This window comes from Thiocapsa sp. (assembly GCF_035467215.1).
Lineage (GTDB): Bacteria > Pseudomonadota > Gammaproteobacteria > Chromatiales > Chromatiaceae > Thiocapsa.
Map to the genome: position 1 here is coordinate 1 of NZ_DATITZ010000339.1, position 7,985 is coordinate 7,985.

A 7,985-nucleotide genomic window follows, 5' to 3' on the forward strand; every position below is an offset into this window, starting at 1 on the left:
CCTCGATCGGGGGTCCGGCCGCGGCCAAGGTCGTGAAGGCGGATATTCACCCCATCAAGTACGCGACCGGCGGAAGCGCGCGCGAGCGCATGGTGGCCCTGCAGCGCATCCTCGGCGAAAAGGCCCCGCCCTGGCTCGCCAAGGCGATGGGTCAGTCGCCCGAGGAGCGGGTGCGTTTCGCCCGCTCGGAGGATGCGGCATGATCGCGGAGGAGCGCCTCGACCAGATCACCGAGGTGGTGCGCCGCGCGGGTCTCAACGCGCAGACCCTCGGCGCCTTGCGCGAGGCGTTCACGGATGTCCATTTCACCTTTTGCAGCGATGACGACATCGGGGTCGGAAAGCCGGTGCGCAGCGCCGACGGCTTCAACCTCTACCTCGTCGACGGGAGGGCGCATTGCCTGGTCTTGACCGACGATCCGGCGAACGCGACCGGTGTCGTCCTTGCGGAGGTCGACGAGGAGGATTGACCCTCGCTCGATTGTCGTCGGATGCCGGGCGCTTTCCGCCGGCCTTCGCCTTGCGCGATCCAGACCGGGGTCGCGCCGCGCCCACCCCATCTTCTTCGGTGTTAAAATCCGCCGGCCCGGGGCCAGACCTCACTCCTGCCGGTTGCGATGCGGTCCGGACCGGATTCGATCCTCGCTACACGCTGTTTACCTCGCCCCGCTTGGGCGATCAATCTGGTGGAGACCCCCATGAAATGCGCAATGTTGGTGACCGGCAACGGTCCGATCGTGATCGTCACCTCTTACGACTCACTCGAGAACCCCGACCTGCTGGAGCGTCTGAAGGATAAAGGCATCCCGAAGTTCCTGGCCTACGAGATCCCGATGGAGCTGGCCAAGGAGCGCTACAAGGGTCATTTCAAGAAGGTCATGAACGGGTTTACCGAGTCGGACAGCTTGCGGGTGCTCGATCACAACGGCCATCGCGCCTTCAATCTCTTCACTTGGGCGGAACTCGGCACGCCGCTGGCGCACGAGAGCCCGCTCGACGACCTCTATCACCAGCACTGAATCCGGACCGAACCCGAGGCGCAGCAAAGCGCTGCCCCGGATAAGACCAAGGTCCTTGGGCCACCGTACCGCGGTGGCCCAAGGACCTCGAGCGACTCCGATCAAAGCAGGCTGTAGGACACCGTAACCCCGGCCATGATGATGGCGACGATGCTCATGAGCTTGATCAGGATGTTCAGGCTCGGTCCGGAGGTGTCCTTGAAGGGGTCGCCGACGGTGTCCCCGATCACGGCGGCTCGGTGCGCACGCGAGTTCTTGCCGCCATGATGTCCGGCCTCGATGTGTTTCTTGGCGTTGTCCCAAGCGCCGCCGGAATTGGATAGAAACACAGCCAGCACGAAACCGCTGGATAACCCGCCGACCAGCAGACCGATCACCCCCGCCACACCCAACAACAATCCGGTCAGAACCGGTGCGATCACCGCAAGCACCGCGGGCAGCACCATCTCGCGCTGAGCGCCAAGGGTGGAGATGGCGACGCAGCGCTCATAGTCGGGTTGCGAGGTCCCCTGAAGGATGCCCGGATCCTCCCGGAACTGTCGACGCACCTCTTCCACCATCAAGAGCGCGGCCCGCCCCACCGCCTGCACCGTCAGGCCGCTGAAGGCAAACGCCACCATGGCACCGACCATGACCCCGACCAGAACTGTCGGGTTCAGTAGATTCACGCCGTAATAGGTCATGAAATCGGTCAGTGTTGCGGTATCGGTCGGGACGGTCCCGCCGTGTCCGAGCTGCAGCACCGTCGTGCCTGCCTTGATGAGCTCCATCCGAATCACCTCGACATAGGAGGCGATCAGCGCCAGTGCGGTGAGCGCGGCCGAGCCGATGGCGAAACCCTTGCCGGTTGCTGCGGTTGTGTTGCCCAACGCGTCGAGCGCGTCGGTCCGAGCGCGCACCTCGGGCCCCAGACCGCTCATCTCGGCGTTTCCGCCGGCGTTGTCGGCGATGGGACCATAGGCGTCGCTGGCCAGCGTAATCCCTAGGGTGGAGAGCATCCCGACAGCCGCGATGCCCACGCCGTAGAGTCCCTGATTCATCTGAGAGGCATCGAAGCCGGACGCGAACAGGAATGCAAGGAGTGTACCGGCCCCGACCGTGAGCACCGGGATGGCGGTCGAAAGCATCCCGACGCCGATGCCGGCGATGACCAGCGTCGCCGCGCCACCCTCGGCCTGATTGGCAATCCGGCGGGTCGGCGAGTAGCTCGGCGAGGTGTAGTACTCGGTGGAACGACCGATCACGACACCGGAAACCAGACCGGCGATGACCGCGCCCCAGATGCCCCAGATGTTGGGCATCCCGAGCAAGAAGAGAAACACCAGCGACACGACGACGATCATGGCCGCGCTGCTGTTGATGCCGCGTCCGAGGGCGTCGAGCAGTTGTTTTTGGCTCGCACCTTCTTTGGTCTTGACCAGATAAACACCGAGGATGGACAGCAGGATGCCCAGGCCCGCGATCATGATGGGCGCCACCACGGCCTTCATCTGGAGCGACGGATCGTGCATGAAGGCCGCCGCACCCAGGGCGCTCGCAGCCAGGATAGAGCCGGCGTAAGACTCGAAGAGGTCGGCCCCCATACCCGCGACATCGCCGACATTATCGCCCACGTTGTCGGCGATCACCGCCGGGTTGCGTGGGTCATCCTCCGGGATGCCGCTCTCGACCTTGCCGACCAGATCCGCGCCCACGTCCGCGGCCTTGGTGAAGATACCGCCGCCGACGCGTGCGAACATGGCCTGGAGCGAGGCACCCATGCCGAAGGTCAGTGTCGTGGTGGTGATCAGCACCATGCGGTGTGTCTCACCCGTATCGCCCGCCGGAATCAGCAGGTTCGCTAAGATGAACCAGAAGACGATGTTGCCGAGTCCCAACCCGACGACGACCAGCCCCATGACTGCACCGCTGCGAAACGCGATGCGCAACGCGTCCGGCAGCGAGGTCCGAGCGGCGGCGGCGGTACGTGTGGACGCCTGGGTCGCGGTGCGCATCCCGAAATAACCGGCAAGCGCCGAGAAGAAGCCGCCGCACAGGAAGGTCGCCGGCAGCCAGGTGCTCTGAACATGAAAATGGTAGGCCAACACGGCGAAGACGCCGGCCAACGCCAGAAAAACCACCAACATGATCTTGTACTGTTGCCACAGATACGCCATGGCACCACGACTGACGTGGCCGCCGATCTCACGCATCAGGGCAGTGCCCTCGTCCTGGCGCAGCATCTCCTTGAAAAAGATCCGGGCGTAGACCAGCGCCAACAGCGCGGCGATCGGCGCGATCCAAAAGACTGGCTCGTTCATAGGTGTTCCAGTGGACGTGAGATAGCGAAGAAACCCGCCGCGAAGGATGCGTCGGGCAGGACCCGAGTCCGGGACTCAGGAGGGCTGCGAACGCAAGGTCATTCGAGCGCGGTCACCTGAGCCGAGCGCCACCAGCCCCGATAACGGTTCTCGAGCTCGTCGAGATCCGGGAATCGGTAGAAGGCGAAGTCCGTCTGGTCGCCGACGTAGAAACCGCCTTGGACCATGCGGTAGAGCACGCCCTCCTTGACCTGCTTGAGCACCAGCTTGCTCGGCTTGGTGTCGTTGTACTTCAGCTCGTAGAGCACGTCGCGCAGATGTGCGAGGTTCGGATAGGGGAGATCGTCGGCCGCACCGTTCTCGGGGTCGGTCGCGAGCGCGCCGATGCGCAGCTCGGAGAACACGAGGCGAGGCACATGGACCGTGTGGGACGGATCCGTAATGGCATTGCAGAACTCATGCGGCTCCGAGCGGCTCGCGACCATCGGGGTGATGGGACAGAACTCTTGGTAGAGATGCAGGCGGCCGCCGGGCTCGGGGGCGTAGACCGAGCGCGGGAGCTCGAGCGTCTTGCCGTCGTTCGTCACCAGATAGAGGTTGCCGAGCGCGGAGACCGGGATGCGCGATAGGACGCGGTAGATCGAGAGATAGACCGAGCGCTTCGGAGCACCGTCGGGCTGGGTGATGCACCGCTCGTCCATCAGATGAAACGGGAAGTCGTCGGAGCGGAACGCGGGGTCGACCTCGAAAAAGATCGCCTCGCCTTTGACATGGGCCTTGGAACCGACCGCGTAGTAGCTGCCGAATGCCTCCGGCTCGAGCATCGACGCGATCAGGGCCTGCGGGATCAGGGACAGATACAGATGCTTTTCAGCCATGCCGAGCCTCGCCGTGATGTGCCCGGATCTCCGAACGGAACCGGTGGTTCTCAATTATCACCATAAATGCAGGCAATGTGGAGAGCAGATCAGGATGATGACCGAGAAAGGGACATCGAACGGGCGGTGCGTGCGCGATCGGATCGACGCAGCGAAGGAAAAAAGCCGGAGAGCGAGGGATGTTCGGAGCACCGCATCGGTCGAGAACGCCGAGCGCGAGCAGGGGGCAGGCCGTGCGGGAGGTGGGTTGGATACGTCCCTGTATCCGAGTCGACTCGGGGCTCGGCCTGCGCCGAAGCCCCTAGGCGGCTAGATCGTCCTTATTGTGCGGGAGCAGCCGGAGGTGCCATCGGGGCAGGCATCGCGCCGCCATAAGGGGCACCGTAGCCGGGAGCGCCGTAAGGGGCGCCGTAGCCGGGCGCGCCGTAGGGTGCGCCGTAGCCGTAAGGCGCACCATAGCCGTAGCCGTCGCCATAACCGTAACCGCGGCCGTATCCACGGCCATAGCCGCGACCGTAGGAACGCCCGCTGCCGCTCATGTTCATGTTGAAGTCGCCGGTACCGTCACCGAACATGTCGCCCATGTTGTCCCACATGCCGCTGCCGTTGTTGCCGTAACCACCCGGGCCGCCCCACCAGGCGCTGGCCGAGAAGGAAGCACCGGCCAGAGCGACAACGGCTGCAAGACCTGCAAACTTGATCGTTTTATTCATGTTCGTCCTACCTCTAATCAGGAAACGTTGGGCGCGGGCGGACCCGCAATGAGGTCTCCGAAGCCGGGGATGCGTTGTCTCCGACTGCGGGCTTGACGTGGAGCCAGCGGTCGAACCCCGAAGGGTCCGGGCTCAGCCCCGAAGTGAACCGTATGAAGGCGCAAACTGCCGACCGGCGCGATTTGCCGTCTTGCACAAATCCGGGCAGAAGGGGAGGTTGCAGGCTCGACGGCCCATCGGAGTAACGGCTAACCCTGCGAAGAAGCCCAGGCCGCTCATTACCGGTAGAAGCGGACCGAGTATAGGCGTCGATGGCGTGAAGACGCAACGCATTAAACAGCACCCTGCGGGTCGACCCGGCTGCCATCAGGTCAGCCGGGCGCCACCCGGAGAGTTCATCCCTAGACGAAATCGAGCCGACGCCGAGGACGGCAATCGAGCCAAAACAGGGGCTTCCGTTACAAGAACGGCTCATTTCGCCGCCGGGACAGGGACATGAGCCGAAGCGACAAACCTTATTTATTACGTTGGTTAAAATGGCACGCGACCGGACGGAGCAAGATAGCTGCGCCGGGGATGCCGCCGGACCGGTCGAGCTCAGTCCGGACGCGGAAGCGCGAGATCCTGCCACAGCCGCAGCGTCGGACCCGACTGGTTCATCGTATAGAAGTGCAGACCCGGCGCGCCGCCGTCGATCAGGCGACGGCAGAGATTGAGCACGACCTCGTGCCCGAATGCACGCAGGCTCTCCACGTCGTCGCCGTAACCTTCGAGTCGGCGCCTCACCCAGCGGGGGATCTCGGCACCGCAGGCGTCGGAGAAACGCGCGAGCTGGGTGTAGTTGGTGATGGGCATGATGCCGGGGATGATCGGCACAGTGACGCCGACCCGGTCGCAACTCTCGACAAAGGCGAAGTAGGCATCCGGGTTGTAGAAATACTGGGTGATGGCGGCATCCGCACCGGCCTCGACCTTGCGCTTGAAGTTGGCGAGATCGCGCTCGGGGCTCCCCGACTGCGGGTGATACTCGGGATAGGCGGCGACCTCGATCTTGAAGGTGCCCCCGAATTCATCGCGGATGAAGGTGACCAGCTCGTTGGCGTAGCGGAAATCACCGCCGGTGCCTCCGCCCATGCCGGACGGAAGATCCCCGCGCAGGGCTACCAGGCGCCGGATCCCCTGCTCCCGGTAACGGCCGAGGATCTCGCGGATCTCGGTCCTCGCCGAACCGACACAGGCAATGTGCGGGGCGGTCTCGATGTGGTGACCACGCAGCCAGTCGACGGTCTCGAAGGTACGGTCGCGCGTGGATCCCCCGGCCCCGTAGGTGACCGAGAAGTAGCCCGGCGAGACGCTGTCGAGCTTGGCGATCTCGCGCTTGAGCTTCTCCATTCCCTCCGGGGTCTTCGGCGGGAAGAGCTCGACACTGTAGGTCGGGGTTTGCTGTGATTCGGGCGGCATGGCTTGAGAGCCTCCGGCCTCCGGCCTCCGGCCTCTCGCGCGGTCAACGACTGCGCGATCGGTGGCTTGGATCCGGCGGCGAATGGGTGGAGATGAAAGGCACCGCGACATGACTCGAACGCCGAGCCGGCGCTGCGCGCACGGAGTGCGAAGCGCGCGACAGAGGCGCGACACCGCAGAGCGGTGTCACGAGCACTGACGGCGTGAACCGCGAGAAGCGACATGCAGGATCGCCGTCTTCAATCGACCCGGCATGCACCCGAGGCGACGCAAGCCGGCACGCGTTAAGCCCTTTCCCCAATGACTTAAACCGCGCCGACTCCAACGCATCGAAGTCCCCGCGAGGTCGCGAAACCCGCAACCTCGATCGGATCGCGAAGGGCGCGGTTTAATACCTGTAGTTCTCGGCCTTGTACGGCCCCTCGACCGCCACGCCGATATAGTCGGCCTGCGCTTTGGACAGGGTCGTCAGCTTCGCGCCGATCTTGCCCAGATGCAGACGCGCGACGTCCTCGTCCAGATGCTTGGGCAGCACGTAGACGCCGACGGGATACTCCTGCGGCTTGGTGAAGATCTCGATCTGGGCCAGGACCTGATTGGTGAAGCTCGCGGACATCACGAAGCTCGGATGCCCGGTCGCGCAGCCCAGGTTGACCAACCGTCCTTCGGCCAGCAGGGTGATGCGATGACCGTCCGGAAAGACGATCTGATCGACCTGCGGCTTGATGTTGACCCACTCGTACTGCTTGAGCGCGTAGACCTGGATCTCGTTGTCGAAATGACCGATGTTGCAGACGATCGCCTGGTCCTTCATCGCGGCCATGTGATCGTGGGTGATGATGTCGGTGTTGCCGGTGGCGCTGACGAAGATGTCGACCATGCCGACCACGTCTTCGATGGTCACGACCCGATAGCCTTCCATTGCGGCCTGCAAGGCACAAATGGGATCGACCTCGGTGATCCAGACGGTCGCGCCCAGCCCGCGCAGCGATGCCGCGGAACCTTTGCCGACGTCGCCGAACCCGCAGACCAGGGCGATCTTGCCGGCGATCATGACATCGGTCGCACGTTTGATCGCGTCCACCAGCGACTCGCGACAGCCGTAGAGGTTGTCGAACTTGGACTTGGTGACCGAGTCGTTGACGTTCATCGCGGGGAACAGCAACTGCCCGTCGCGATGCATCTGATACAGACGCTTGACCCCGGTGGTCGTCTCCTCGGTCACCCCGCGGATGCCCTCGGCGATGCCGTGCCAATGCTTAGGGTTGCGCGCGAAGGTGCGCGCGAGAAGGCCCAGGATGGACTGCCACTCTTCGTTGTCGTCGGCCTTGGGCGCGGGAATGGCGCCGGCCTTCTCGTATTCGACGCCCTTGTGCACGATCAGGGTCGCGTCGCCGCCGTCGTCCAGGATCATGTTCGGGCCGCCGCCGTCGGGCCAGTTCAGGACCTGCTCGGTACACCACCAATACTCGTCCAGGGTCTCGCCCTTCCAGGCATAGACCGGGATGCCGGCCGCGGCGATGGCGGCGGCGGCGTGATCCTGGGTAGAGAAGATGTTGCACGAGCACCAGCGGATCTCGGCACCGAGCGCGACCAGCGTCTCGATCAGCACCGC

The 7,985-nt window shown here is 64.2% G+C and carries 7 protein-coding genes and 1 pseudogene; 3 read left to right on the top strand and 5 right to left on the bottom strand.

Translation table 11 applies throughout. The annotated features are described in order from the left end of the window. The 3 genes and pseudogenes from VLR48_RS18255 to VLR48_RS18265 form a co-directional block, all read left to right on the top strand. Window positions 1-203: pseudogene (locus VLR48_RS18255) on the top strand (dinitrogenase iron-molybdenum cofactor biosynthesis protein); the annotation flags it as partial. Beyond that, complete coding sequence (locus VLR48_RS18260) at window positions 200-469, top strand: DUF6129 family protein (protein WP_325293157.1); 270 nt, start codon at window positions 200-202, stop codon at window positions 467-469. The pseudogene VLR48_RS18255 and the gene VLR48_RS18260, both read left to right, overlap by 4 nt. A 228-nt stretch (window positions 470-697) precedes the next feature. Beyond that, window positions 698-1,018, top strand: coding sequence for a hypothetical protein (locus tag VLR48_RS18265; RefSeq protein WP_325293158.1), 321 nt, complete (start codon window positions 698-700; stop codon window positions 1,016-1,018). A gap of 101 nt (window positions 1,019-1,119) precedes the next feature. Here the strand turns inward: VLR48_RS18265 and VLR48_RS18270 are convergent, their stop codons facing one another. The 5 genes from VLR48_RS18270 to ahcY form a co-directional block, all read right to left on the bottom strand. After that, window positions 1,120-3,318: a sodium-translocating pyrophosphatase gene (locus VLR48_RS18270; RefSeq protein WP_325293159.1), complete on the bottom strand. Its 2,199-nt coding sequence runs from the start codon at window positions 3,316-3,318 to the stop codon at window positions 1,120-1,122. A gap of 98 nt (window positions 3,319-3,416) precedes the next feature. Next, entirely contained in the window at window positions 3,417-4,196 is a 780-nt protein-coding gene (locus tag VLR48_RS18275; RefSeq protein WP_325293160.1) for a hypothetical protein, read from the bottom strand. Between the two features lie 320 nt (window positions 4,197-4,516). Beyond that, window positions 4,517-4,909, bottom strand: a complete 393-nt coding sequence (locus VLR48_RS18280; RefSeq protein WP_325293161.1) for a sulfur globule family protein — start codon at window positions 4,907-4,909, stop codon at window positions 4,517-4,519. Window positions 4,910-5,506: 597 nt separating this feature from the next. Next, window positions 5,507-6,370: a methylenetetrahydrofolate reductase [NAD(P)H] gene (metF, locus tag VLR48_RS18285; RefSeq protein WP_325293162.1), complete on the bottom strand. Its 864-nt coding sequence runs from the start codon at window positions 6,368-6,370 to the stop codon at window positions 5,507-5,509. 388 nt (window positions 6,371-6,758) lie between these two features. After that, window positions 6,759-7,985: adenosylhomocysteinase (gene ahcY, locus VLR48_RS18290; RefSeq protein WP_325293163.1), on the bottom strand; the 1,227-nt coding region annotated here is incomplete at its 5' end.

Coding starts and splice junctions, on each gene's coding strand:
- VLR48_RS18260 (WP_325293157.1), top strand. CDS start 200: ATGATCGCGGAGGAGCGCCTCGACCAGATCACCGAGGTGGTGCGCCGC.
- VLR48_RS18265 (WP_325293158.1), top strand. CDS start 698: ATGAAATGCGCAATGTTGGTGACCGGCAACGGTCCGATCGTGATCGTC.
- VLR48_RS18270 (WP_325293159.1), bottom strand. CDS start 3,318: ATGAACGAGCCAGTCTTTTGGATCGCGCCGATCGCCGCGCTGTTGGCG.
- VLR48_RS18275 (WP_325293160.1), bottom strand. CDS start 4,196: ATGGCTGAAAAGCATCTGTATCTGTCCCTGATCCCGCAGGCCCTGATC.
- VLR48_RS18280 (WP_325293161.1), bottom strand. CDS start 4,909: ATGAATAAAACGATCAAGTTTGCAGGTCTTGCAGCCGTTGTCGCTCTG.
- metF (WP_325293162.1), bottom strand. CDS start 6,370: ATGCCGCCCGAATCACAGCAAACCCCGACCTACAGTGTCGAGCTCTTC.